Raw genomic sequence first — 24,547 nt, 5'->3', positions numbered from 1 at the left:
CATAGAACCCAAAATGATATTGGCCTCTTGGATTCAAGACGTTAAGGACAGTCATTTCAATTCGGTTCAAGTAGCTCATTTTGGCCCTTTAAATCAAGACCTGGTAAATAGTTTTACCCTCACGACAGAGGATTTCATGATTTCTGCCGGGGATAAAAAAACATTGGTAAAGCGTGTTTTTTCGATTTTAATTGAGGGCTTACAGAATATTCTTCTTCATGGTAAAAAATGGGAGAATGAACAGCAAGCCTTGATTATTGTTGCATTCAATGATAAAGCCTACCGAATTGCTTTGGGGAATCTCACCGAAATTTCTGAAAAAGAAAAATTGGCATCTTACCTGGATCGCCTGAATGGAATGAACGAAGAGGAGGTAAAGGAATTTTACCTGGAAACGTTGAATAACGGATTGATTTCGGACAAAGGAGGAGCTGGTCTTGGTTTTATTACCATGAGAATGAAATCAAAAAGTCTGCTGAATTACCAGTTCATTCCGGTTAATGATGAATTGATGTTATTTACAATTTCCACAGATGTAGACAGAACACAATAGCATGTCTTTTTTTGTTGCTTATCACCCTTCTTATATTCATTCGGTTCCCAGTACACATCGCTTTCCGATGGAAAAGTACGGTTTGTTATACCAGCAATTGCAGTATGAAGGCATGCTGGAAAAAGCAGATTTCCTAAAACCCGAATTAGCAGATCTTGAGATTGTTCGCAGGGTTCATTCGGAAGCATACCTGGAAAAATTGTTGAAGCTGAATTGCTCTCCCAGGGAACAGCGTGTTAGCGGATTTGTTCATACGAATGAATTGATCCTGCGTGAATTGAGAATCATGGAAGGAACCAGGTTGTGTGCCGAAATGGTTAAAAACGGCGGTGCAGCACTGAATATTGCAGGCGGGACACATCACGCATTTACGGACAGGGGAGAAGGTTTCTGTCTGTTGAATGACCAGGCAATTGCGGCAAGATGGCTGCTGGACAAACAATTATTCAAACGGATTTTAATAGTCGACCTGGATGTTCACCAGGGAAACGGAACTGCGGAGATCTTTCAAAATGTAGCGGAAGTCTTTACCTTCAGTATGCATGGAGCTGCGAATTATCCCATACACAAAGAAAAATCAGATAAAGATGTCGCTTTGGAAACTTTCCTGGACGATAAAGCTTACCTCGATATCCTGACCAGAGAATTGGGATCCGTAATGGAATCATTCGAACCCGATTTCATTTTTTATCAATGTGGGGTTGATATTCTTGAATCAGATAAATTGGGGAAACTGAAAGTCACTCAAAATGGAATTCGTTTGAGAGATGAGTGGGTACTCCACAGAGCAAAGGAAAAGAATATTCCGGTTGTTTGCAGCATGGGAGGCGGATATAGTAAAGATGTCCGTGATATTGTGAATGCCCACATGCATGTCTTTCGATTGGCACACCAGTTGTTTTCCAACTAAATTGAGGTTCAAAAAATAAAAATGGTCAAATGTTCAATATCGTCTCTAATTATTATTTGAACGATTTTTGAACTTGTTCTTTAACAAAATAATTATGAACAATTCTTGGTATTCTGATTTCTAGGCGTATCTTTGTCTAGAATTAGTCTAAATAAGAATGGTTAAAAAAGAAGTTTCCTCTCAGCAAACGATTTTACCTCTATTCACCTGCAGTAATTGTTCTTGCGATAAAAAGAAAGATTGTTGCAAGAAGTATAAAAGAAAAGGATATCACTGTAAAAAGTGTCCGAAACTTTAGTTTTAGCTAAAGCAATCGGTTATTTTTGAGGCATGTTTCGAAAACTTGCTTTTTGGATGTTATTCCTGATTCCTTTTTTGGGAAGAACGCAGGACTCTGCCAGATATTCAGTAGGAGCAGATATTCAATATCATCCGCAGGATTTCTTTTTCCATGTCCGCGGTCAGCTCATCAAAAAAAAACTTTCACACGAAGTATTTCTAGGATTCGGGATCAACAATACAATTCTCCAGGGACAGCTCAAGCCTCATATCGGCTACGACCTGACATACCGTTTCAAACTCATTGACTGGATTGTCATTGCCCCGGTAATCCGGCTTTCATATTCATTTTTAAGTACCAAAGTTCCCCAAAAACATCCTTATATTCATTTAACGGAGAGTTTTTTCGGCTGCAGGTTGGATTTTGGGATAAAAAACAGGATCGCTGTTACCAGTGGAATTGGTCCGGCGGTTGAATGGAAATACGATGCCTACAAGGGAAGACAAAATCAGTTCTTCCTTTGGAGTTATTTTGCGGAAATCGGTTATTATCATGCATTTTAAACTGATCATAGGATGTGTCGTCTTGTTTCTTTTTTCGTGTAAGAAGCACAAAGATCTGTATCCGGATACTGCTATCGGCGGACATGCTTGTGCGGGGTTACACATTTCAAGCAGCAATTATCACGACAATAGCCTGGAAGCCTACAAATATGCCCGAAGTTTTGAACAGCTGGCTTTGATTGAGGTAGATGCCCAATTGTCTTTAGACGGAACTTTGTGGCTTTTTCATGATGCGGAACTGGATGTGGAATCAACCGGAACGGGGGCGGTTCCACAAAAGAACGATGCTTACCTTTCCGGGATAAACTATTCTTCTCTTGAAAAGGAACGCGTGATTCGTTTGTCTGATCTGCCGGCAGATTTGAAAGGAATTCGTCTGATCATTGATTTAAAAGAATCCGATGGAACGGACAACGGGTTAATAGATTCAACGAAGCTAATCGATGCATTGAAAGAAGCAAAGCAGTATTTTTACAACGGAGATCTGGCACTGGTGACCAATACGCGAAGATTTATTCCGACAATCAAAGGATTGGGATTCCGGGTGTATTATAACGTGGTAAATGCGCTGCAATTTTGGAGTTACTCAACAGCTTTTATAGTTGATGGCGCCATTTTTAGAAATTCGGATATTGCGGTTTCTGACGTAAATTCACTGAAATCACTTGGAAAGGAAGTGATCATTTACGATGTTCGGTCTCCGAATGGAATTCGATCTGCGTTGGAGAAAATTCCACACTATTTATTGACAGATGACATTAAAGCAACACTAATAGAAAAGTACAAATGAGCAAAAAAAATAAAGACCGGGTAAATATTGTGTATTCGACCAATCCGGATTTTTCGTATGATTTTGAAGAAAATGAAGCACCCGAAACATTGGAACCCTCTAAACAATTGCTGTATGTTTCATTAGACAAAAAGCAGCGAGGAGGAAAAGAAGTAACATTAATTGAAGGGTTTATCGGTTCTGACGAGGACTTGAAAGAACTGGGAAAAACATTGAAATCCAAGTGTGGAGTCGGTGGAACTGCAAAAGACGGGGAAATCATTATCCAGGGATCCTTCAGAGACAAAGTGATTGATTTGTTGACAAAAGAAGGATACAAAACCAAACGAAAAGGAGGATAAAATGGAATCTAGATGCCGGATTTACGTTTCAAAATTTATAACCAATAACCAACCCTATGAAAAAGTAAATATCTTCCGACATCTAAGATTCCAAATTAAATATCAAAATAGAAAAATGTGAAAATTCTTTCGATCCTGTTTCAAAAGTACATTAAGTTTTTCTTAAATCCATAAAAAATGAGTAAAATATTCACTTTATTGATTAAATGGTAAAAAATTGATTTTTAATCTCTTCAATCTGCAGGAATGTGCCAAAAAACGATTTAGTTCGAAGGTAGAAAATCGAAAAAAAGGTTGACTTATCGAATCCTTTTGCTAAATTTGTTCCGATGGAAAAGCAAGTCATTTTAGATGAACAGCAGGTTCAGTTAACTATGAACCGTCTTGCTTATCAATTAATCGAAAATCACGATGATTTCTCAAATACCGTACTGATTGGCTTACAACCAAGAGGAGTTTTTGTGCTCGAAAGGCTCAAAGAAATCCTCGAAAATGTAAGGGGAGAAAAGGTTACCTGCGGTCAGTTGGATATTACTTTTTACCGGGATGATTTCAGAAGGAGAGAAAAACCACTGATCCCGAACGTCACCAATATTGATTTTACGATCGAAGGAAAAAACGTTGTTTTAATCGATGATGTACTTTATACAGGTCGTACAATTCGCTCCGGATTGGATGCTTTGATGGCATTCGGAAGACCGCTTCGTGTAGAATTGATGGTTTTGATTGACCGAAGATTCCAGCGGGATTTGCCAATCCAGGCGGATTATGTTGGGAAAGCTGTGGATACGCTGGATTCCGAGCGTGTAACCGTAGAGTGGAAGAATAGCGAAGGAAAAGATAAAATTGTATTGTATACACCCGAATAATGGAGCATTTAAGTGTTGATCATTTAGTTGGAATTCGTGACTTGACTCGTCAGGATATCGAATTGATCTTTAAAACTGCAGATAGTTTTAAGGAAGTTATTAATCGACCGATCAAAAAAGTTCCTTCACTTCGAGATATTACCATCGCCAACCTCTTTTTTGAAAATTCTACCCGGACCAGGCTTTCATTTGAATTAGCCGAAAAACGCTTGTCTGCTGACGTGGTTAATTTTTCAGCGAGCTCCAGTTCCGTAAAAAAAGGTGAAACCCTGATCGATACAGTCAACAATATTCTCTCCATGAAAGTGGATATGGTGGTGATGCGCCATCCGAATCCGGGAGCAGCAAAATTCCTTTCGGAAAGAACAAATACTTGTGTTATCAATGCCGGAGATGGCACGCACGAACATCCGACCCAAGGTCTGCTGGATGCTTTTTCAATCCGCGAACGATTGGGTTCTGTTGAAGGGAAGAAAGTGGTCATTGTAGGAGATATTCTGCACTCCCGTGTGGCTTTATCCAATATTTATACGCTTCAGAAATTGGGAGCGGAAGTGATGGTTTGCGGACCAACTACTTTGATCCCGAAATACATAGATACTTTAGGAATTAAGGTAGAGCATAATCTCAGAAGAGCTTTGGAATGGTGCGACGTAGCGAATATGCTGCGGATTCAGCTTGAAAGACAGGATATTCAATACTTCCCAAGTTTGAGGGAATATTCCATGCAATACGGTCTGAATAAAGAAATCCTGGATAGTTTGGATAAAGAGATTATTGTCATGCATCCGGGTCCGATTAACCGGGGAGTAGAAATTACTTCTGATGTGGCAGATTCCAGGCAATCCATTATTCTTCAGCAGGTTGAAAACGGTGTAGCGGTCAGAATGGCTGTTATTTATTTGCTCGCTGCTAAGATCGGACGTTAAAGTCTTTCTGTTTTCGGAGTCTAAGAAAGAATATTTTGTTACATTTGATAAACACCGTGGCAACATGAATTTTATTATTGCGCAAGATAACAACTTTACAGTCATTCAGTCTTCAGTTGAAAAACTGGATGCATCCAATGCTCCTGATCTGAAAAGTGAATTGCTCCTTTTGAATAAAAATGGAGTAAATACGATTATTTTAGACCTTTCCAAGACGCGATATTGTGACTCTTCGGGTTTGTCGGCCGTACTGACCGCAAATCGCTTGTGCAAAGACACCAACGGCCAATTTGTATTGTGCGGTTTACAAGAGAATGTTGCAAAAATGATCCGAATTGCCCAACTGGATAAAGTCCTGAATATTTCCGAAACCTTGGCTGAAGCGAAATCAGTGCTGATTTAACGCATGAATTTTGAAGTAACCATATTGGGTTCCGGTGCTGCACTGCCAACTTCAAATAGAAATCCGACTGCTCAATATATTCAATGTAACGATCGGCATATCCTAATTGATTGCGGAGAGGGAACACAGGTTCAGTTGCGCAAGTACCATGTGCATATTCAAAAAATCAATCACATTTTAATTTCTCACCTTCACGGAGATCATTTTTTCGGATTGGTGGGGCTTTTAAGCTCTTTGCATCTATTGGGAAGAGACAAAGGATTGACCATTTACGGACCGGAAGAATTGGAGCAGATCATCCGCTTACAATTGGAAGTAGGTGGAGCAAAATTGGGGTTTGATTTGCATTTTGTGAAACTAAACGGACAGGAGCACCGGTTAATTTTTGAAGATAAATTAATTGAAATCTGGACCTTCCCTTTGAATCACCGGATTCCCACTAACGGTTTCCTGATTAAAGAAAAGCCGAAGGAACGGAAACTAAATGCAGACCGGTTTGAAGAAACCGGACTTTCCCTGACACTCATCCCAAAATTGAAACAAGGTTTGGACGTAGAGCTGGAATCCGGAGAAGTGATATATGCAGATGAATACACCTATGCGGCAAAACCCAGTAAGTCATATGCGTTTTGTTCCGATACGATTTTTGACGAACGGATCGTTTCTTACATTAAAGGAGTGAATGTGTTGTATCACGAAGCTACTTTTTTAAACGATAAGCTTGACCGCGCAAAACAAACCTTTCACAGCACCGCGCAACAGGCTGCTACAATTGCCAAACAGGCAGAAGTGGGAAAACTTCTATTGGGACATCTGAGCGCACGCTACGAAAACAGTGCCAGACACCTGGAAGAAGCTATTCCGGTGTTTGAGAACGTAAGAGTGGTGGAAGACGGAGAAACGTATTTGATTTAATTGAAAATTTAAAATGGACAATTGATAAGACAGGGATTACTTAAAAAACTTTTCAATTTTAAAATTTTCCATTTTCAATTCATTGACCTCTTTGAACCATTTTAACTTTTTGGACCTTGCGCAATTCTGCGCAAGTAATTGATCTGCCCCAAATGGTAACCTAAATGGTTTGCAAGCTTCATGATCATGTGGTTTGCAGTCATTTGATAGCCGAAAGGCTCAAGCGGATATATTTTTCGCAGGTCTTCATCGGTTAATGAACCAAGCACTTTTTCCAACATCAAAGCTGTTTTTTTCAGCTCGGAAATCATTTCGGTTTTGGTTAAATAGTGTTCGGAAAACTCCGCTTCCCGGTTTCTTACATAGCCTGTTTCACCCAGCGTTGCACCAATGAAATGGTTCAGGTTCCCGATCAGGTGCTGAGTCAGATTACCGATGGAATTCGTAATTCCGGGTGGAACATGCCATAAAATTGTTTCGTCGCAAAGTGCTACTTCTTTGGCTAAAGAATCCAGGTCTTTTGTAAAACAGCGTGCAAATTCGTGATTCATTTTCTAATAGGTTAAATGACGTTCTTTTTTATCGGGGTAAACATCTGCAATTGTTACCAGGATCCCTGTTTCCTCTACATTTCCGAAATCCGGGTTGACCGCTGTTCCAAAGGTTTTCATGGTTGGAGAAAGATGCATGTAGATATTCACCAAAGGAGGAACATTTTCTCCATGCTGACGCACAAAGGTATTCAGCACTTTAAAACCGTCTTTGAAATCCAGGCCTTTTAGCTGCTCCTCCACAAAAGTGGTATCGTATACCGTTTTCAGCGGATGATAAGGAACCATCAGATTCTCTGTATCCGGGAAATAATGGTGCATGAAATGCAAGAGGAAATCCCTGGCTTCCTTGTTGTAATTCGGGTACATCGTGACTTTTCCGAAGAAATATTTGATCATCGGGTAACTGATGGTCAAAGCACCCAGTCCGTCCCAAATATTGTCTAATGCAAATAATCCTTTTCGCGGGTTTTGTGCCGGCTGATAATTGGGTTGAACCCAGCTTCTGCCTAATTCGCAGGTTGTCGGGAGGTAATCTTTGATGAACCGGTCCGTAAAATCAAAATAATGGGTAGTAGACAAATGAATCTCCCCCTTTTCATCAATGGCATCTTTACACAAAATAAAACGGTATCCGCCGATAATTTCTTCGTCTTCTGGCGACCAGACAATTAACTGGTGGTAGCAAATCTTCTGCGTGTCAAATTCATCCAGGTCCAATTCTTCACCGGTTCCGCCGCCGGCAAAGCGGAAAGTCACTTCACGCAAACGGCCGATTTCCCGAACAACATTGGGCGCATTGTGAATATTCACAATGTAAATTTCATTGTCTCCTTTACGGGTAGTTCTTGCTCGTCCGACCCGGGCCAGTTCGCGTTTCAGGATTTCTTTGTCAACAGCAGGTATTATTGATTTCATACGTTTTGTTTCAAGGTATAGACGTAATTGCGGAACCATTCGGCCCATTCTACGTCAGAAGTCTTAGTATCTAATGTTTTGGCTTCAATGGGTGTGCCAACTGTAAATTGGATGTGCTTTCCTTTTTGACGAAACATTTCATCTGCCAGGTAAAGCATTTCAATATTTGCCTTTATTCCAAGAAATTTACGAAAATTTGCCAAACGGTAAAAGAAGTTCGACAGTTCTCCGTCAATATGCACCGGAACGATTAACTGATCATTTAAACGGGCTTGCTTTACGAATGCTTTTTTCCATTCCAAATCTTTTACAACCCCCTTTTTTTTACGACTGACCAAACCTGCGGGAAATACACAAACCAATTGGTCGGAAGAAAACAAACTGTTTACCTGGAGCAGCGAACTGCTTTTTGTCTTACCGTGCTTATTGATCCCGACGAAAATGTCCTTTAAAGGCTCCAGGTTCAGAAGCAAGTCATTTACAATAAACTTGATATCTCTGCGGTGATCACGTAATCCATCGACTAGGGCCATGGCATCCATTCCTCCAAGCGGGTGATTCATAACGATCACACATTTCCCGGTTTTGGGAATATTCTCGATACCTGAAATGGAATAAGTCACACCGATTTCTTGCAATACATCCCTACAAAAATCCTGGTTTTTAGTATCGTGTGTACGCAGAAATTCGTTGATTTGATTTTGATGAAGAATACGCTCTAAGTAACGGATGATAAAACCAGGAATCCATTTGATCAAACGTGGATTCTTACTTTTGATCAATCTCCGGACATTAATGAAATCTTCTTGTTGTTTCATGGCACAAAGTTAATATCTATCTGCTGGTTCAACGTTAAAATTGTTAAAATGAAATAACAACGAGGCGTGAATAACTAAGAGTTTAGACTGGAAACAAAAATCAGGTATAAATTGAAGATAAATACTATCCTGTTAACGGGAGTATGATCTAACTGAATCAATCAATAAATGTTTTGTTACATAAAATATTCTGAGAGTCGGTATTTTATCATGGATTTCTTCTGATTCAATCAAAGCTCCCCTGTATGTTGCAGAAATGTTCTTTTGTCCGTAAATACTAACCGTTCCATTGCAATCGTGAGATGCACGTGGCAGGTTTTGGTTAATGACCTTGTTTTTTTTTCGAATGGTCAGTTTTTCCGACATAGATTCTTCACTTAACTGTTGGATGTCTGTAATGTGGTTATTCAACAATGTTTTCACAAGACTGTCGGCATCAAATACGATTAATTCAGTGCCGTAGAATTCATCAGGCATAAATTGTTCGTCACTAACCAGGTTTCTGATAAAATAGCACTTCCAATGTGAGTTCTCCAAAATCAAGTAGAAGGAGCTATGATTCTCACAAGTTTTGTAAACGATACTGTTTTCTAAATTGATCTTTTGAGAGATAGAATCCTCCAGCTCTTTAAAACTTTGATGAAATTGATAGATTTTATGAGATGGATTCGTTTGTGCGAAGCTTAGTAGTATTCCGGATACAAATATGAAAATAGATATAATAAATAACTTCAACATGTCTTTTTAATTCGTTACGGTACACAATACAAGGTATCAAAGGTCGGAGAGTATCCTGCCCACAGACCAATCGCGCCGCCCTGGATATTGGATGGAATAACCGTGGGTGAAGCAAATGGATTTCCAGCGGTTCCAAGCTGCATGTATTTCTTTTCCAGGAATTCGTAAACAGCGGCATCAATTTTAGAGAACTTGATCACAACGGAATCTCCTGCTTTGTAATATCCTTTGTCTTTATCGGCAACCGTTTCATCGTCCCAGGTAAACGGATTTTCATAATAAAAATCAAAGGTTTGTCCGCCAAAGAATTCATCGTCAATTACCGGGCTGAACGTTGCTTTAAATGCCGGGTCTTTGGTGTTTCCGTCAACCATATTGATGCGTTTGACTTCCCACAGGTAGGCGTCATATCCGGGAGGGTCTGTCAAAGTTGCCCAGGAATAGCCATATCCGGGATTGGCTCCGGGATCTTGCTTCCAGAAAACGGAATCCAGTGGAGTCGGATTAACGATCTGTGTGACGGAAGTAAAAACTTCGCCGTTCAATTCTACTTTTAATGAATAGGTTTTTCCTACTTGTCCCCAAATGGCGGTATTGAAAGTAGAGTAGGCACATAAATGGTAATTGTCCAATTCATCTTCGGGGATTCCGAATAAAGCTGCGGCCATAGCTTCCGTCCCGGGTGGAAGATTGTCGGAACAAATCTGATCTAAGACGACCGTCGTTGTGCCATCGGAAACAGTTACAGTTGCTCCCGACTGAAAGCTGTTTAAAAAGGCGTCCAGGGTTGTGGGGGAATAAATATCCTGAGTTTTGGAAATCAGAACAATCGGTGGCATACCGGTTTCAATGCGTCCGTCGATGACTATTTTTTCTTCGTAGCCCGGGATATCAATCTTGACTTCCTTGGTGCAACTGCCAAGGACCAGGATTAAACTACATAAGGTAATTAAAACTCGAAATTCCATGTGACACTGGGTAAAATTGGAAATAAAGACACTTGTTTGACCGAAATTTTAAAATCGTTCGATTGAATACTTCCATCGTTATCAATATACAAAAAATAAGGATTCGCGCGGTTGTAAACGTTGTAGATCGAGAAAGCGACATTTTGCCTGAATTTCTTCACGACCTCTGTTTTTTCGCCCGTCTTCTTATCGATTTTCGTTTTGGTAGGTTTATCGTACCAGGTTGCCGAAAGGTCCAATCGGTGATAAGGGGCCATGCGCGTAGAATTTCGTTTTCCGTAATTGAAAAGCAAATCCTGGTTGTTGAAATACCAGCTGTTCGGAAGGGTCAAGGTGTTTCCGGAGGCGTAAATGAATGAAAATCCGAACGTCCAGTGTTTGTTCAGTTCGTAAGTTCCGACTAAGGTCAAATCATGCCGCCTGTCGTATTTCGCCGGGTATTTGGTGTCCTGGATATCCGGGAAATAACGGTCCGATTTGGCCAGGGTGTATCCGATCCATCCGGTTAATTTGCCAAATGTTCGTTTGATGAAAAATTCCGCGCCGTAACTCCATCCGGTTCCGTAAACCAATAAGTTATCGGTATTGTCATTGACGTTATCGGAAGGCAAAGCTCCTTGTTTAAATTCAATGACGTTTTGCATCTTTTTGTAGTAAACTTCCACGGATGTCTCCCATTTATTATCATTGAAATTGCGGAAATATCCCAAACTTGCCTGCCATCCTTTTTGCGGATGTGCTTTGTCTGTACTCGGGTACCAAATGTCTGTCGGAAGTGAAACAGCGCTCAGGCTGGCCAGGTGCACATACTGGTTGTTGTAAGTAAATCCTGCTTTGATGGAGCTTTTATCTTTTAAAAGAAAGCGCGCGGAAATGCGTGGTTCAAATCCAAAGTACGATTGAATGATTTCGCCCTTTTTATATGTTTTTGTGGAATCGGTGTGCCCGGTTATTCCTTTGTAGTAGCGCGTGAAAGGACCTGTAAATTGGTACATGCTTACCCGAATTCCTGCATTCACGCGCAACCAGGAAGCAATGTCCACTTCATCCTGGATGTAAATACCAGATTCATGACCGTAGAGTTTCTGGGCCAGACCGGTATCAAAAACCACATCGTCCTGCGAAGCAGAAACACTGGTAGGAGTAAAGGTGTGAAATAAATAATCGACTCCCATTTTGATAGAATGCCGCGTGTTCGGAAAATAGGAAAGCTCCACCTTGCCCCCATAATCACGGATTCCCGATTTTAGCTGAAATTTGAACTGGTCCTGCTCGGACCCGAAACTGAAAAGATAGTCGGTGAGCGTTGCGGTCGTATTCATGAATAATTTACTGCTGAATTGGTGGTTCCATCTCAAAGCAGCAATTCCATTTCCCCAGGGCATTTTGACACTGAAGTCGTCTTTTTTATTCCCGAAATTGAACAGGTCCTTTCCGTAATATCCACTGAGGTAGATTTTGTCTTTCGGCCCCAGGCGATAATTTAATTTGGCATTCAGATCATAGAAATAATAGCTTGATCCGTAGAAGGAACTCGATTTCTTGATAAATGCTTTCATAAACAAATCAACGTAAGTTCTTCTTGCAGAAACAATGAATGATCCCTTGTTTTTTACGATCGGTCCCTCCAGGGTCAAACGGGATGAAATTAAACCCAATCCTCCTGTTACCTTGAACTTTTTATTGTTCCCTTCATTCATGTTTACTTCCAGAACGGATGAAAGTCTTCCTCCGTAACTCGCCGGCATACTTCCTTTGATTAGGTTGACACTTTTTACGGCATCCGGGTTGAAAACCGAGAAGAAACCAAACAGGTGGGAAGCGTTGTAGACTTGCGCATGATCCAATAAGACCAGGTTTTGGTCCGGTCCGCCGCCACGTACATAAAATCCTTGTCCGCCTTCACTAACCGATGAAACACCGGGAAGTAGCTGGATGGTTTTCAGGACGTCTACTTCACCCAGGAAAGCAGGTAACTTTTTGATCAATTTAATGTCCAGTTCGATTTGGCCGATTTTCGTTGAGTTTACGTTATCTTCCCGTTTTGCATTGATCTCTACCTCATCGATTTTGATCGTTTCACCCAAGCCGGTGCTGATCATAGTGTCCTGCATTAAGTTGATTTGCAGGGTATCGTTCGGAAATCCGCCGCCACGGTAAATGAGTTGGTGCGCACCTTTGGGAAGCGTTAAGGAATAAAACCCGAATTCATTGGTAACCGCCCCCTTCTGAATAGAAGGAACAAAAACCTGTCCGCCGATAATGGGCTCTCCCGAACTTTCTTCATGAATATACCCACTGATAGTCGCTTTCTCCTGTCCCCAGGAAAGGGAAAAAATCAATAGAAACAAGAATTGTAATACAAGGGATTTCATTCAAAAATTAGTGTGAACGAATTTAACGCTTTTATGTCAAATTAAACCTCGCTTTCTGTGCTTTTTCTTAAATTTGAGCTTCGAAAAAAAAACGACAATGAAAATTTCATCCGCTTGGTTACACGAGTTTTTACCGGTTCATAAATCTCCCGAAGAATTAGATCAGCTTTTAACGGACACAGGTTTGGAAGTGGAAGGGTTTGAAACCATCGAGAGCGTAAAAGGTGGTCTGGAAGGAGTGGTTGTTGCCGAAGTGATTGAATGTGAGCAGCATCCGAATGCAGACAGACTAAAAGTAACCAAAGTAAACAATGGGAAAGAAATTCTCCAGGTTGTTTGTGGTGCACCGAATGTAGCCGTTGGACAGAAAGTAATTCTGGCCCAGGTTGGAGCCATTTTATACCCGAAACCGGATGAGCCGTTAAAAATGAAAGTTTCCAAAATCCGTGATGTGGAATCGTTTGGAATGCTGTGTGCCGAAGATGAATTGGGTTTGGGAACAAGTCACGATGGAATTTTGGTTTTGGATCCAAATGCAAAGCCGGGAACACCGGCTGCTGAATACCTGGAGTTGGAAAGCGATGTGCAAATTGAGATCGGATTAACTCCCAACAGGGCGGATGCAATGGGACACATAGGTGTTGCACGCGATGTGTTGGCGTATATGGCTTGCCACGAAGGAAGTACGGCAAAATTGCAATTAAAAGAAACGAAAAAGCCGGTGAAAGAAGCAGAATTGCCTGTTTCCGTTTCGGTAGAAAATACAGAGAAATGCCCGCGCTACATGGGGATCACCATCAGCGGAGTAGAAGTGAAAGCTTCTCCGGCGTGGCTGCAAAATAAACTGAGAGCCGTTGGTTTATCTCCGATCAACAATGTGGTGGACGTAACGAATTACGTGATGCGTGAATTGGGAACTCCTTTGCATGCATTTGATGCTTCTGTTGTGAACGGAAAAGTAATTGTCCGTACTGCGAAAGCAGGAGAGAAGATGATTACCCTGGATGGCGTGGAGCGTGAATTGAACGAAAAAGACCTGGTGATCGCAAACGAAAAAGAAGCGATGTGTATTGCGGGAGTTTTTGGAGGAGATCATTCGGGAATTACGGATAGTACAACAGATGTGTTTTTAGAAGCGGCCTATTTTCAACCGGTTTCCGTGCGTAAAACAGCGAAAAGACACGGCTTGTCTACTGATGCGAGTTTCCGTTTTGAACGCGGTGTAGATGTGGATTTAGTTCCGTATGCTTTGGAACGAGCGGTACAGCTTATTCAGAAAGTTGCCGGAGGAAAAGTGGGAATGGAGGTCGTAGATCTGTATCCGAATCCAATTCAGAAAAGAACGGTTACACTTCGTTATAATCGGATTAACCAGCTTTTGGGCCATGTAATTGCCCCGGAAGTGATCCGAAACATTTTAATCTCTCTTGATTTCGAGGTGCTTTCTTCAACCAGTGAAGCATTGGAGCTTTCCGTACCGAATTATCGCATCGATGTGGACCGCGAGGTCGACGTAATCGAAGAAGTGTTGCGCATTTACGGTTTCAACCAAATTCCGCTTCCGGAAAAGTTAAATACTTCTTTGGTAGTGAGTGAAAAACCGGACCTGGAGCGTTTGGGAGTGAACCTGGCAGAAGTTTTGGCTGGAATGGGCTTCCATGAAATGATGAATAATTCACTGACCAGTCCGCAATATGCCGAAAATCTTGGGGGAACTCAGTTTCCGGTGGAGAAGGCTGTGCGTATGCTGAACCCCTTGAGCCAGGATTTGGCGGTGATGCGTCAAAGTTTGTTGTTCCAGGCAATGGAAACAATTGCGCACAATCAGAACCGTCAGAATCCGGATTTGCGTTTGTTTGAGTTTGGTAAGACCTATTCATTTGAGGATGGTAATTACATGGAGAACAAGCGTTTATTGATCTGTATGACCGGAAATAAGCAAGAAGAATCCTGGGCTCAAAAATTAGAAAAATCGACTTTGTTTACTTTAAAAGGAGTGGTTTCCAATGTGTTTGAGCGTCTTGGTTTGGCTTCGTTCATTCAGGAAGAAGCATTGCCTGACCAAAACGTGTTGGCAGATGGTTACCAGATTCGCATTTTGAAAAACGTAGTTGGAACCTTGGGCTGGGCAACTCCGAAAGTGAAGAAGCATTTTGGCGTGAAACAAGATGTTTTTGTGGCTGATCTGGATTGGGATGCTATTTTGAATTCCTTGAAACTGGCAAAAGTGCAGTACAAAGAATTACCGAAAACATTCGAGGTTCGTCGCGATTTCTCTTTGCTATTGGATTCGAAAGTCCGCTTCGCTGAGATCGAGCAAATCGCCAAAAAAGTGGATAGAAAGATCCTTCAAAAGGTTGGTTTGTTTGATGTGTACGAAGGGAAGAACCTGCCGGAAGGAAAGAAATCCTATGCCGTTTCATTTACGTTCCAGGATGCGGAACAAACGTTGAAAGACAGTCAGGTTGATGGAATCATGAATTCGATCCGGGCGGAACTGGAGAAACAATTGGGGGCTGAGTTGAGATAAGAGTCAGCCGCGGCTGACGATAGAAATCCGCCGTGGCGGATTAGCGCAGTTTAAAATAAAAAAACATGCAGATGAGAATATTTCTTACGATTATGCTTGTTGCTTTGTCGGCGTTTTCTTTTTCCCAGGAAGAAACCATTGAGCTAGCTCCAGTGCCTGTGAAAGAAGAACCTCAAACCGCGAAAGTTTCGGTTCCCCAAAATAACCTTGTTTGGACAGCTATAGAACAACCAATTGTTATCACTCCGCAAAATGCGAAGAACTTTATGACGTATGAAGGGATTTATGAAAGGACGCCCGAGTCAGTTGTGAACTACTTTTTTGCTTCACAGATACGTAAAGACAAGTTATGGGAAAAGGTTGTTATGTCCCAATACTGGCGTGGAGATTTGTTGCAGGCCCAATTGGACCAATACGAAAAGGTGACAATTGTTAAGTTTAACCTGGTCTCAAAAACAGCAACTGTACCTAATCAAAGATTTTGGGTGCGAGTGGATATGGAGATCAAAGTAGGTGAAAAAGTAAAAGAAGTTACTGGTGAATCGGATGTTATAGTTCTTGGTGGTGATTGGTTTATCTTAAGCCTACCGGTCTTGGATTTGATTTCTAAGTAATATTCATCCCGGAAAGAAAGTAAATATGAAATCATATGTTGTAACCGGAATCGGAACGGAAGTGGGGAAAACAGTTGTAAGTGCTGTTTTGTGCGAAGCATTGAAAGCAGATTACTGGAAACCTGTTCAGGCCGGAGATTTACATGCTTTGGACAGCGATTTTGTTAAATCCAATACTTCTGAAACAACTATTATTCCCGCAAATAAATTGTTGAATCATGCGATGTCGCCGCATGAAGCAGCGAGATTGGACGGGATTGAACTGACCGAAGCGGATTTTGATCTGCCCCGTTTTTTGAAACAAACCATTGTTGAAGGCGCAGGAGGAGTAATGGTCCCATTGAATGATGCAGGATTGTGCTACATCGATCTGTTCCAGCTGTGGGAACTTCCTGTTTACGTGGTAACAAAGCATTATTTGGGAAGTATCAATCATACTTTATTGACTTTAAACGCATTGATGTCACGCGAGATCCGTATTGCCGGTTTAATTGTTAACGGAGACAGCAATGCTGCTTCTGAGCGGATATATCATTCACACTTCCCGGATCTTTCCATTACAACGATTCCTGAAATCAACGAATTTTCAAAAGAAAGCATACAGCAAGCAGCCAAATTATGGATAGAACAACTGCACTAGAAAAAGACAAAAAACACGTTTGGCATCCCTTTACACAAATGCAAACAGCGAAAGACCCGCTGCATATTGTGCGGGCAGAAGCAACTACACTCTTTGATTCGGACGGAAGAACATACATTGATGCGAATTCGTCCTGGTGGGTCAATGTCCACGGACATGGTCATCCTTACCTGGCTCAGGCCCTGAATGAGCAGTTTTCACAACTTGATCATGTCATCTTTGCAGGAGCTACTCATCCGCAGGCGATCAAACTTGCTGAGCGCATCAGTTCCCTGCTTCCTGCAAAGCTGGAAAAAGTATTCTTTTCTGATGACGGTTCAACGGCAGTAGAAGTGGCTTTGAAAATGGCATTTCAATACTGGTACAATAAAAATGAATCCAAAAAACGAGTGATTGCATTGGATGGTGCCTATCATGGAGATACGTTCGGAGCGATGTCCATTGGTCAGCGCGGAACTTTTAACAAACCTTTCGAACATTTGTTCTTTGATGTGGATTTCATTGATTTCCCCAAAGACGATGCCAGAAGCCAGGCATTGATACAAGCAGAGCAAATCCTGAAATCCGGCGAGGTGGCTGCAATTATTGTGGAACCGTTGGTGCAGGGATCAGCTGGAATGCGCATGTACGATGCGGCCTGGCTGGACGCCTTCGTCTCCCTGGCAAGAAAATACCATGCCCTGGTCATTTTTGATGAAGTGATGACGGCCTGGGGAAGGACTGGTAAATTGTTTGCCCATAATTTCTGTGAGCAGCAACCGGATATCATTTGTTTGTCGAAAGGTTTGACGGGAGGAATCCTTCCTTTGGGATTGACTGTTGCAACAGACGAAATTTACAATGCGTTCCTTCATCCCGAAACAGCAAAGGCTTTGCTTCATGGTCATTCGTTTACCGGAAGTGCTTTGGCTTGTGCGGTAGCGAATGCCAGTTTGGATTTGTTTGAACAGCCGGAAACCTGGGATTCCATCGAATGGATCGAAGAGCGCCACCGGTATTTCATTGAAGCCTTGAAAACACATCCGAAAGTGAAAGAGATCGGTTTGTGCGGAACAATTCTTCGTTTCGAAGTGGAAACAGGAGAGGGAAACAACTATTTCTCTTCCATCCGCGACCGCGCCTATGATTTTTTCCTGGAGAAAGGGTGTTTGATCCGCCCATTGGGAAATATCCTGTATTTAAATCCGCCTTATTGCATTTCAGAAGAGGAATTGGATAAATTACACGTGGTGTTGCTGGATTTTTTGGATAGTTTGTGAATTGTTTCCCCCTTTGAAAATATAAGTGCTAAAAGAAGGAGGGTCTCAAGTCCTCTCCCCTTGAGGGGAGACCGAGAGGGGTGGCTATCTCGCGTAGGACGCCCACACAAGCCATCCCCCTTTATCCCCCTTCAAAGGGGGAATTGAATCTCCCTCCTTGAGGAGAAGAGCGAGCACTGCTCGTGAAGAGGGAGGTGGCGTGGCGTATTGAACCGAGAACTGTTATTTCTCCAGCTCTTTCAAAATCTTATTCATCTCCCGGATTCCCAACCCCGTTAGTTTCCGGATTTCTTCTGCCGACATGGTATTGAGCGCAAGCAATTTCTTCGCGAGGGTTTTCTTTTCTTCCAACGCTCCTTTTTCCTTTTCCTGGTCCAAACGCCATTTCTCCAATTCGGCACGGTCGCGCTCCACAATGCGGTAAGCACCGTTGTTTCGCAGTTCTTCAATAAGTCCGGCTTGGTTGAATCCGAAATAAGTTTTCTCCGAAATGATTAAGTGATCAATCACATCGATCTCAATGATTTCCCCGGCTTTCAGCAAGCGGTCGGTCGTTTTCAAATCATCTTCGCCGGGTTTCATGACTCCGCTCGGATGGTTGTGAACCAAGATCACTTTCGGCGCATTTTTATAGATCGCCATTCGGAATACCTGCGGAGCTTTGATGTGCACGCGGTTATCGTTACCCAAAGCCAGCAATTCAATGAACAGGATCTTGTGTGCTTTGTCCAGCCCCACGATCCAAAAGTGCTCCTGGATCCTACCGATCCTGTTTTCACGCAATAAAATCTGCTGCATGATGCCAAACACATCATCCGAATTGGCGATTTGTATCTTCTGATCCTTGGTTAACCGAACGTTCATGGAATAAATTTAGCAAATAGTTTTGGATGGGGTAAAGGTAGGGGAATTAACTTGAAAGTTATTTGCGAAAATACAAGAAAGTAGATTATATTAAGGGCAAATATGCAATTAAGGATATTGTTCTCAAAATTGTTAATTTCGACAAAAGATTTTTTTCTTCTAAATAAAAATTTAATGACCAAAATAGCTTTTAAAGTATCTGCAAGAGCGGGGAAACTATTAGGGAGAGAAAACTTTTCCAATCCTGAAGGGGCAATCATTGAACTTGTGAAGAATTGCTATGATGCAGATGCTAAAAAATGTATTGTTGTATTCGATATAAAAAAAACTGACAGTTCAATTTTTATTATTGATAATGGTGATGGTATGGATCTAGACACCATTGAAAATCAGTGGATGAAAATTGGAACTGGTAATAAAGAACAAGATTATGTTTCGACCGATAATAGAATAAAAACTGGTGCTAAGGGTATTGGTAGATTTGCTCTGGATCGGCTAGGTTTTACCTCTGAAATGTGGACGCTTTCTAAGACAGAAAAGGATAGAGGAGGATACACTTGGAGAATGGATTGGAAAGAGTTTGATGATTCTGATAAATCAATATCAGATATAAATGCAGATTTAGAACCTCAAAAGATTAATATCAATTCGTTATTGAAAGGATATTTACCTTATTCAAATGTTGAAGAAATATGTTCAATTCTTGATTGGGAAAATGGTACTATACTTAGGATTTCGAATTTAAAGGATGAATGGTCAGACGCTGATATAAAAAACGTTTTTAAAAGTTTGGAAGCTTTAATTCCACCAAAAGAATTAAATGTACCATTTGATGTAAACTTATTTCATGTTCAAAAGCCAAAAGAATTTGGATTAGTAGAGACAGCTTTCTTTAATGACTATGATTATAAAATAGTAGCTAGTTATGATGCGAAAAGTTTAAATATTGATTTTACAATTGTTCGGAATGAACTTGATTTGCCGCTTGTAAATAAAAAGTATGCTTTTTTATTTAATGATAAAAAGTCTCCATATGATTTAGCCACTTTAAATCAGAAAGAGTTTTCTTATTCTAAGTCTGTTCATAATGTTTTAAAATGGAAATCTTCGGAAGAATCATTAAAGCTATTAAAAGACGTTGGTTCGTTTGAAGTTTCATTTTACTATGTAAAATATTCGGTTTCTAAAAAAGAAGAGTATCCATATAAATCGATCAATACTCAAGAAAGAAGGGAGGTTTTATTTAGGTTTGGAGGGGTTAAAATATATCGTGATTCATTTCGGGTACGACCTTATGGTGATTCTGGAAATGATTGGTTGAGTCTTGGTGTTAGAAGAGCGCAAAGTCCTGCTGGTGTAGGACAAAGAATTGGGGATTGGAGAGTTAATCCTGAATCTACAGCTGGAATTATAACAATTTCTCGAAAGACTAATCCTCAGTTAATCGATAAATCTGATAGAGGTGCCCTCGTTGAAAATGATGCTTTTGATACATTTAAAAAAATAATTACTGGAATAATAAACGAATTTGAGACCGATAGATCTAGAATTTTGCATCCATTTTACTTATTTAAAAAAGAAGAGGATGAAAAGAAAAAAGAACAGGAAATTAACCGTCGTGCAAAGGCTCTAGCTGATAAAATAATTCAAGAAAGAAAGGTTGTTGAAGAAAAGATTTATGGTGAAGAGAAATCTAAGGACTTATTTGCAGAACATAAAGAGGAGGAAGAAAGAAAGACTTATGAAGAAGCATTTAAGGAAACCTTTAAACAAATTGATGAAGAACAATTAGAAAAGGATAACGAAGATAATGTTCAAGTTAGGGCCTTAGCCAGTTTAGGATTAATAGTTTCATCTTTTGCACATGAATTAAAAGAAGTTAGGAATAATTCTACTGAAATTAAATCTCTTGAAGAAATATTCAAAAGAGTAGTGCCAAATAATATTAAAAAGTCTTCTGATTATGTTGATGGGACAAATATTATGAAATTGCTGATTGATGACAGTGAAAAAATAAGGCATTGGGTAGATTACTCGCTTACGGCCGTAAAGAAGGATAAAAGGAAAAGAAATCAGTTAGATTTTTCAAATTATTTTAGATCATTATCCAAAAATTGGAAAGCAATTTTTAAAGACCGTAACATTGATTTTGAAATTAGCGAAAGTATAATTGCTGAAGACTATAAATTTCGAGCCTTTGAAATGGATATGGATACCATTTTCACTAATTTAATAAATAACTCTCTTGATGCCTTTAGTAATTTGAATGAAATTAGAGATAGAAAAGTAAAGATCTATTTAAATATTTCTAACTCTATTGAAATTTTATATTCGGACAATGGAACAGGTTTATCTGATGTTTTTGTGGAAAAAGAAGAAATTTTTCTTCCTTTTACTACCTCAAAGAAAAACAAAAAGGGTGAAGATATTGGTACAGGATTGGGAATGTATTTAGTCAAGGGAGCTATTGATGATAATAATGGAACTATTGATATATTAGATCCCGAAATTGGGTTCTCTGTTAAAATTGATTTCCCTTTCAGAAAACGATAAATTATGGATACCACTTACACTATTGGCTATGTTGATGAAAATGAGGCGCAAGTGCAGCTTTTTCAAAGAAGACTTAAACCCTATGGATTAAATGTTATTGGATATAAAATTCCAAGAGGAACTGAATTTGATAATTTAATGAATCAAATTTACGAATCGGAAATTGACTTATTAATGATAGATTATAAACTTAGTGATAAAGGAATCGTAACGTTTAATGGTGATAAAATTGAGAGTGAGTTTTACGAGAAAAAACCGTTGTTTCCACATATTATTTTCACAAGTAGGGTGCCTGATGCCGAAGATTTTGTAGAAGACTGGAAAATTATATTTGATAAGGACGATGTTACACGCGACAATGATAGTTTACAACGTTTTGTTACTACATTAAAAAAAAGTATAGAACAATATAAGAGTCATATTCAAAAGAAAAAGGATACAATCAAGACACTCCTTGAAAAAGGAGAAAGAGAAGGATTGACATCAATAGAAAAAGATCTTCTTCTAAAAAATCAAAGAGATTTACAGGGGTTGGATAGAACTAAAAATAATGAGCTTCCCGAACAATTAATCTCTTTGGATCAGCTAGAAAATATTTCAAAAGTAAGAAGAGAAGCTGAAGAGTTTTTAAAGTCTTTAATTTCAAAAAATGAAGAGAAATGACTGTAAGGATTCCATTACCAACTAGAAGAATAACACCAACTAAAAACCCAATTGGTAAGAACTGGAGTGAGCATAAACCAGATTTAAAGGAGGATTTCAATTCTCATTGCGGATGGTGTGGTTCATATGATGGTTTTCGTCATACTTATTTTGAAGTGGATCATTTTATTCCAAAGAGTTTTTTTGAGTTATCGGGAAAGATTGGGTATTGCCAATATGATAATTTAGTCTATTCTTGTAAATTTTGTAATAATAAAAAATTAGATAAGTGGCCAAGTCAAAGTGAAACTGTTTTCTCAAAGGGAGATGAGGGATTTGTTGATCCTTGTGACATTGCTTATGATTCAACTCATCTTTACAGAACATCTGACGGTGGGATTATGTGGAAAACTAAATTAGGTGAATGGATGGCTACTAAAGCTTTCGGCTTTGATGAGCGAGATTATTCAATTAAATTGCTTTGGAATTTAAATCAAACTCGTATTGCAATCGAAGCTTTAGTAGTTTTGCTAGCAAAAGAAATAAATGGATCAAGTAGATATAACCTTATTAAATCAAAAGCTCAAGAATATAGTTTAGAGTATTTTTTATATCATAAAGAACTGATTGAATTTTACAATGGATAGAAAAAATACAGGGTCATATTATACTCCAAAATATCTGGCTGATTTCGTGTCGAGAAGAGTTTTGTCTTATATAGAGACAAAATCAAATTTATCTTTACTGGAACCAAGCGTAGGAGATGGGGCATTTATCGAGTCTCTAAATAATTGTGATATTAATTCGCTTAAACTTACAGCAATTGATATTAATGAAAATGAATTAAAAATTGCTTCTAAAAAGTGGGGTAAGGGGAAAGCAACATTCAAAAATATTGATTATTTAAATTTCTCAACAAGAACTAAGTTTACAGCTATTATCGGAAACCCGCCTTATGTAAAAAAGAATAGATTAAGCACTCAGCAAATTGAATTGAGTAAAGAGATTCATTCGCAAGAGAATCTTTCTGAGATTTCTGTTAAAAATATTTGGACCACATTCTTGATAAAGTCTAATACCTTATTGAAAAATGATGGCGTTCTAGCTTTTATTTTGCCCTCTGAATTACTTCAAGTCAAGTTCGCTGAAGAAATAAGAGAGTATTTAAAAACTCAATTTGAGAGAATTGAAATATTTACATTTAATGATCTTATGTTTGAATGTAAGGGACAGGACACAATAGTTTTGTTTGCTTACAAAAAGTCTCTAGATAAAGGAGAGTTTTTTACAAACATTGTAGACAAACAAGAATTAGTAGACGACTCATTTAAACTAAATTCTAATAATAATTTAGTATCATCAAGAATTAAATGGACACATCATTTTTTGACCTCCGATGAATTAGTTTTTTTAGATGAAGTAAAATCCAAGTTGAAATTAGTTAATCATTATTGTGAATCTAAGCCCGGAATTGTTACAGCATCTAATAAATTTTTTATAATAAATAAAGAAACAGAAGAAAAATATAATTTATCGAAGTACACAAAACCTATAGTCCAAAAAGGTCAGTTTGTAAACGGTAATCTAGTATTCAGTCAAAAGGATTTTCTAAACCTAGAAAATTCAACTTATCCTTCAAGGCTCCTTCAATTAAATAATGATGATACGATATCTTCCGACTTGAAAAAATATTTATTAATTGGAGAAGAATTAGAAATCCCTAAAAGATACAAGTCCCGTATTAGAAATAATTGGTATGTGATACCTAATATTTCGACTGTGCCTGAAGCATTTTTCTTTAAGCGTAGTCATATGTATCCAAAACTTTTGAAAAATGACTCTCAAGCTTTAGTTACGGATTCAGCTTATAAAATTGAAATGAAAGAAGGTTTTGATTTAAATAGTTTTATATTCTCTTTTTACAACTCTTTCACTTTATTATTTTCTGAAATAGAAGGTAGATATTACGGAGGGGGAGTCTTGGAATTAACTCCAAGTGAGTTTAAAAAACTCCCTCTTCCATATTTAGAAATAAACAATGAAAAATTTCAAGACTTTGCCAAGGCATTTAATAAAAAGGATAATATAAATCAAATTCTTGATATGAACGATTTTGAAATTTTGAATGGAACAATCGGATTAAGTAAAAAAGATCTTGAGAAGATTAAAAATATTAGACATAAATTGATTGAAAAGAGAACTAGGAAATAAGAGTTGCAATCTCCAACCAACCTTTCCTCGTAGAAACCAAACCCACATCAATCTCACGGAAACTTTTACTCTTAGAAACCAAACCTACGCCAATCTCCAACGAACTTATGCTCGTAGAAAACGAACTTAAGTCAATATTCAACGAACCTTTCCTCGTAGAAAGCAAACCCACGTCAATCTCACGGAGACTTTGTAACCTTCCCCGTTTTCAGACAATGATTAAATATAATTATTCTGTTTTACTTTTTCCAATCTATTACTTCCCTTAAACAACCAGGGGCTTTGCCCCGCTAAAGATTTGTGTGGATGATTT

General features: G+C 39.3%; 24 protein-coding genes. 17 read left to right on the top strand and 7 right to left on the bottom strand.

What is annotated here, in order from left to right; genetic code table 11:
• The first annotated feature begins 13 nt into the window (after positions 1-13).
• From FO442_RS18410 to FO442_RS18370, 9 genes are all read left to right on the top strand, one after another.
• A complete protein-coding gene (locus FO442_RS18410) occupies positions 14-553 on the top strand; it encodes a DUF6272 family protein (RefSeq protein ID WP_144334688.1) in 540 nt (179 codons plus the stop codon).
• A gap of 1 nt (position 554) precedes the next feature.
• Positions 555-1,463: a histone deacetylase family protein gene (locus FO442_RS18405; RefSeq protein ID WP_144334687.1), complete on the top strand. Its 909-nt coding sequence runs from the start codon at positions 555-557 to the stop codon at positions 1,461-1,463.
• A gap of 330 nt (positions 1,464-1,793) precedes the next feature.
• On the top strand, positions 1,794-2,306 hold the full coding sequence (locus FO442_RS18400; protein ID WP_144334686.1) for an autotransporter outer membrane beta-barrel domain-containing protein: 513 nt from the start codon (positions 1,794-1,796) through the stop codon (positions 2,304-2,306).
• Positions 2,296-3,096 carry a glycerophosphodiester phosphodiesterase gene (locus FO442_RS18395; RefSeq protein WP_186280260.1) on the top strand — a complete coding sequence of 267 codons (801 nt, stop codon included), beginning with the start codon at positions 2,296-2,298 and terminating at the stop codon, positions 3,094-3,096. The genes FO442_RS18400 and FO442_RS18395 overlap by 11 nt, the downstream gene beginning before the upstream one ends.
• On the top strand, positions 3,093-3,437 hold the full coding sequence (locus tag FO442_RS18390; protein WP_144334684.1) for a translation initiation factor: 345 nt from the start codon (positions 3,093-3,095) through the stop codon (positions 3,435-3,437). Before FO442_RS18395 ends, FO442_RS18390 begins: the two co-directional genes overlap by 4 nt.
• Before the next feature lie 329 nt (positions 3,438-3,766).
• Positions 3,767-4,306, top strand: a complete 540-nt coding sequence (pyrR, locus tag FO442_RS18385; protein ID WP_144334683.1) for a bifunctional pyr operon transcriptional regulator/uracil phosphoribosyltransferase PyrR — start codon at positions 3,767-3,769, stop codon at positions 4,304-4,306.
• Positions 4,306-5,235: an aspartate carbamoyltransferase catalytic subunit gene (locus FO442_RS18380; protein ID WP_144334682.1), complete on the top strand. Its 930-nt coding sequence runs from the start codon at positions 4,306-4,308 to the stop codon at positions 5,233-5,235. The genes pyrR and FO442_RS18380 overlap by 1 nt, the downstream gene beginning before the upstream one ends.
• Before the next feature lie 64 nt (positions 5,236-5,299).
• Positions 5,300-5,638 carry an STAS domain-containing protein gene (locus FO442_RS18375; protein WP_144334681.1) on the top strand — a complete coding sequence of 113 codons (339 nt, stop codon included), beginning with the start codon at positions 5,300-5,302 and terminating at the stop codon, positions 5,636-5,638.
• 3 nt (positions 5,639-5,641) lie between these two features.
• A complete protein-coding gene (locus FO442_RS18370; RefSeq protein WP_144334680.1) occupies positions 5,642-6,553 on the top strand; it encodes a ribonuclease Z in 912 nt (303 codons plus the stop codon).
• Between the two features lie 101 nt (positions 6,554-6,654).
• Here the strand turns inward: FO442_RS18370 and FO442_RS18365 are convergent, their stop codons facing one another.
• The 6 genes from FO442_RS18365 to FO442_RS18340 form a co-directional block, all read right to left on the bottom strand.
• Positions 6,655-7,104: a DinB family protein gene (locus FO442_RS18365; protein WP_144334679.1), complete on the bottom strand. Its 450-nt coding sequence runs from the start codon at positions 7,102-7,104 to the stop codon at positions 6,655-6,657.
• A 3-nt stretch (positions 7,105-7,107) separates the two neighbouring features.
• Positions 7,108-8,022: a glycine N(alpha)-acyltransferase GlsB gene (gene glsB / locus FO442_RS18360; protein ID WP_144334678.1), complete on the bottom strand. Its 915-nt coding sequence runs from the start codon at positions 8,020-8,022 to the stop codon at positions 7,108-7,110.
• On the bottom strand, positions 8,019-8,840 hold the full coding sequence (gene glsA / locus FO442_RS18355; protein WP_144334677.1) for a 1-acyl-sn-glycerol-3-phosphate acyltransferase: 822 nt from the start codon (positions 8,838-8,840) through the stop codon (positions 8,019-8,021). Before glsA ends, glsB begins: the two co-directional genes overlap by 4 nt.
• Before the next feature lie 132 nt (positions 8,841-8,972).
• Positions 8,973-9,578, bottom strand: coding sequence for a hypothetical protein (locus tag FO442_RS18350; RefSeq protein ID WP_144334676.1), 606 nt, complete (start codon positions 9,576-9,578; stop codon positions 8,973-8,975).
• Positions 9,579-9,592: 14 nt separating this feature from the next.
• A complete protein-coding gene (locus FO442_RS18345; protein WP_144334675.1) occupies positions 9,593-10,546 on the bottom strand; it encodes a DUF4249 domain-containing protein in 954 nt (317 codons plus the stop codon).
• Positions 10,528-12,921 carry a TonB-dependent receptor gene (locus FO442_RS18340; protein WP_144334674.1) on the bottom strand — a complete coding sequence of 798 codons (2,394 nt, stop codon included), beginning with the start codon at positions 12,919-12,921 and terminating at the stop codon, positions 10,528-10,530. The genes FO442_RS18345 and FO442_RS18340 overlap by 19 nt, the downstream gene beginning before the upstream one ends.
• A gap of 97 nt (positions 12,922-13,018) precedes the next feature.
• Between FO442_RS18340 and pheT the strand changes: the two genes are divergently transcribed.
• From pheT to bioA, 4 genes are all read left to right on the top strand, one after another.
• Positions 13,019-15,451, top strand: a complete 2,433-nt coding sequence (pheT, locus tag FO442_RS18335; protein ID WP_144334673.1) for a phenylalanine--tRNA ligase subunit beta — start codon at positions 13,019-13,021, stop codon at positions 15,449-15,451.
• 71 nt (positions 15,452-15,522) lie between these two features.
• Positions 15,523-16,065, top strand: coding sequence for a hypothetical protein (locus FO442_RS18330; RefSeq protein ID WP_144334672.1), 543 nt, complete (start codon positions 15,523-15,525; stop codon positions 16,063-16,065).
• A gap of 25 nt (positions 16,066-16,090) precedes the next feature.
• Positions 16,091-16,705 (top strand): dethiobiotin synthase, encoded by a 615-nt coding sequence (gene bioD, locus FO442_RS18325; protein ID WP_144334671.1) that lies wholly within the window; start codon positions 16,091-16,093, stop codon positions 16,703-16,705.
• Complete coding sequence (bioA, locus tag FO442_RS18320; RefSeq protein ID WP_144334670.1) at positions 16,684-17,964, top strand: adenosylmethionine--8-amino-7-oxononanoate transaminase; 1,281 nt, start codon at positions 16,684-16,686, stop codon at positions 17,962-17,964. Before bioD ends, bioA begins: the two co-directional genes overlap by 22 nt.
• Positions 17,965-18,186: 222 nt before the next feature.
• On the opposite strand, the gene FO442_RS18315 is transcribed toward bioA, so the two are convergent.
• Positions 18,187-18,828, bottom strand: coding sequence for a JAB domain-containing protein (locus FO442_RS18315; RefSeq protein ID WP_144334669.1), 642 nt, complete (start codon positions 18,826-18,828; stop codon positions 18,187-18,189).
• 174 nt (positions 18,829-19,002) lie between these two features.
• Between FO442_RS18315 and FO442_RS18310 the strand changes: the two genes are divergently transcribed.
• From FO442_RS18310 to FO442_RS18295, 4 genes are read left to right on the top strand one after another with little or no spacing between them, the layout of a single operon-like run.
• On the top strand, positions 19,003-21,381 hold the full coding sequence (locus FO442_RS18310; RefSeq protein WP_186280258.1) for a sensor histidine kinase: 2,379 nt from the start codon (positions 19,003-19,005) through the stop codon (positions 21,379-21,381).
• Between the two features lie 3 nt (positions 21,382-21,384).
• On the top strand, positions 21,385-22,044 hold the full coding sequence (locus FO442_RS18305; protein ID WP_144334667.1) for a hypothetical protein: 660 nt from the start codon (positions 21,385-21,387) through the stop codon (positions 22,042-22,044).
• Entirely contained in the window at positions 22,041-22,670 is a 630-nt protein-coding gene (locus FO442_RS18300) for an HNH endonuclease (RefSeq protein WP_144334666.1), read from the top strand. Before FO442_RS18305 ends, FO442_RS18300 begins: the two co-directional genes overlap by 4 nt.
• On the top strand, positions 22,663-24,234 hold the full coding sequence (locus FO442_RS18295; protein WP_144334665.1) for an Eco57I restriction-modification methylase domain-containing protein: 1,572 nt from the start codon (positions 22,663-22,665) through the stop codon (positions 24,232-24,234). The genes FO442_RS18300 and FO442_RS18295 overlap by 8 nt, the downstream gene beginning before the upstream one ends.
• The last annotated feature ends 313 nt before the right edge of the window (positions 24,235-24,547 follow it).

The sequence above is a fragment of the Fluviicola chungangensis genome (assembly GCF_007558725.1).
In the GTDB taxonomy this organism is placed as follows: Bacteria; Bacteroidota; Bacteroidia; order Flavobacteriales_D; family Crocinitomicaceae; genus Fluviicola; species Fluviicola chungangensis.
The sequence above is the reverse complement of the archived record's forward strand: the minus strand, read 5'-3'. Positions and strand labels throughout refer to the sequence as shown.